Genomic DNA, 2,377 nt, shown 5'->3' with positions numbered 1-2,377 from the left:
GATCCGGGCGGCGGGGTCGGGGCGGCGCCGCGCGCGGGCAGGGCGCCGAAGGTCGAACCCACGGCGGCGATGACCGCGTCCACGTCCACATCGCCGACGACCGTGATCTCGATCGGGCCGGAGGCGAGGGCCGCCTTGATCTGTTCGCGCAGGGGTTCGATCTCGACCGACTGGAACTGTTCGTTGGTCGGGGCGGCCGCGCGCTTGTCGCCCCCGGCCAGCAGTTCCCCGGCCTTCAGACCGAAGGCGCCGCCGGGCGTGGCGGCCTGTTGTTCCAGCGCCTGCGGATAGGAGGATTTGGCGCGTTGCAGCGGCGCGGCGCGCAGACCCGGATCCGTCAGGAAGGCGGCCAGAACCTGAAGTTCCAGTTGCAGGTCCTCCGGGCGGGTGGAGCCGCCGAAGCTGTAGCTGTCCGTACCCTGGCTGACGCTGGTGTTGACGACGTGGCCGGCCAAGACGCGGTCGGCCTCATCCACCGTCAGCTTGCCCAGGCCGCCGGCATTCAGCACGGTGTTGGCGGCGAACAGGGGCGAGAAGCGGTCGGCGGGAAGACCCATGCCGCCGATGCCCGTATTGGCGCGGATCAGGATCTGGTCATCGCGGAAGTCGGTCTTCTTGATGTTCAGCAGGGTCCCGTTGGGGAAGCGGACCAGGGTGGCGCCCAGATCGGCCACCTCGGTGCGCGCGGCGGGAACAGCCGGCGCACCGAAGTTCGTATAGGGCCATTCCAGCGCAGACTGATCGCCGGGCGCGGCGACGGGAACCTGACGCGAGGCTTCCAGCGCGGCGGTGACGGCGGCCTCGCCGCCCTCGACCGGGACCGGGCTGGTGAACAGGACCAGAGGCCCCTGGCCTTCGAACACCGGACGCACGGCGGCGTTGACCTGTTCCGGCGTCAGATCGGCGACGATCTTCTCGAACTGGTCCAGACTTTCCTGGGGCGAGGTGAAGACCGTGTCGCCATTGACGGCGTTCAGCAGGGCGCCGGCCAGGGCGGGGGTGGAGCGGGTCGCCTCCGTGGCCACCGCATTCTGCAGGCTGGTGCGGTATTCGGTGATCTCGCGCTGCAGCTCGGGGGCGGTGACGCCGTACTGGGTTAGACGGCGGGCCTCCTGCTCGGTGGTCTCCAGCGCGCGTTTCCATTCGCCCGGCGTGAAGGCGACCGACAGGACGCCGGCGTCCAGGCTGTCGAACAGCGACTGATAACCGCCGCCGGCGCCCAGGAAGGGCGGATTGTCGGCCCGCGCCATCTCGCCCAGGCGGCGGTTCAGCACCGCCAGGCCCAGGCTGCGGCGAACGGCCTCCGTGCGTTCGGCCATGCTGTCGGGGTCGAGGTCCGGCGCCTTGATCCAGTTGATCTGGATCGACGACTGGACGCCGGGCTCGACGATGATGCTGGTTTCCGGCTGGCGCGCGGCGACGGTTCCCAGGTCGGGTTCGGGACCGTCGGCGGCCTTGGGCGTCCAGTCCGCGAAGGTCGTGCGGATCTTGGCCTCCATCGCGTCCACGTCGAAGTCGCCGACAGCGATGAAGGTCGCGCGCGAGGGCCGGTAGTAGGCGTCATAGAAGTCGACGAACCGTTCGCGCGGCGCGGTGCGGATCACCTCCAGGTCGCCGATCGGCAGGCGTTTCGACAGGCGCTGGCCCGGCGCCAGCAGGGCCAGCTGGGTCTTCAGCACCCGCATCTGGGGCGAGTTGCGGGTCCGCTCCTCCCCGACGATGACACCCCGCTCGGCGTCGATGGCGTCCGACGCCATCAGGGCGTCGCCCATCATTTCCCGCATCACATGCAGGGACGTATCGACCGTCTCGTCCTGGGTGTTGGGCAGTTCCAGCATATAGGCCGTCTGCTCGAAGCTGGTGAAGGCGTTGGTGTCGGCGCCGAAGGCCAGGCCCAGGCGTTCGAGAATGCGCAGCATCTCGTTCTCGGGGATGTCTTTGGTCCCGTTGAAGGCCATGTGCTCCATGAAGTGCGCCAGCCCCTGCTGGTCGTCCCGCTCCATCAGCGAGCCCGCGTCGATCCGCAGGCGGAACGAGGCCTGGCCCGGCGGGGTGGCGTTGTGCATCAGGGCGTAGCGCATGCCGTTGGGCATCAGGCCGTAGCGCACAGCCGGATCGGCCGGAACGTCACTGGCCGCCTGCGCCCACGGATCGGAGGGCGGGACCTGGGTCTGGGTTTGGGCGGCGGGCGCGAAGGCCAGGACGGGGACGGCGAAGGCCCCCGTCGAAAGCGCCAGGCCAGAGACCGCGACAAGCAGAAGGCGACGCGCAGAACGCATGAGTTTACACCGAAAAGCCTATCTCTTATATACATCTGACGCCACCGACGATCTACGCCGACAAGTAGACGGTGGATGCCGGTCGCGTTGAATAAAAA

1 protein-coding gene is annotated in these 2,377 nt (G+C 68.7%); it reads right to left on the bottom strand.

All coding sequences use genetic code 11. The features are described 5' to 3' along the window. On the bottom strand, positions 1-2,279 hold a 2,279-nt coding region (locus tag ER13_RS16970; RefSeq protein WP_035311214.1), incomplete at its 3' end, for a M16 family metallopeptidase. Positions 2,280-2,377 lie beyond the last annotated feature (98 nt).

Source organism: Brevundimonas sp. EAKA (genome assembly GCF_000698025.1).
In the GTDB taxonomy this organism is placed as follows: domain Bacteria; phylum Pseudomonadota; class Alphaproteobacteria; order Caulobacterales; family Caulobacteraceae; genus Brevundimonas; species Brevundimonas mediterranea_A.
Note: the sequence above shows the minus strand (reverse complement) of the source record. Positions and strands in the feature narration are given on the sequence as shown.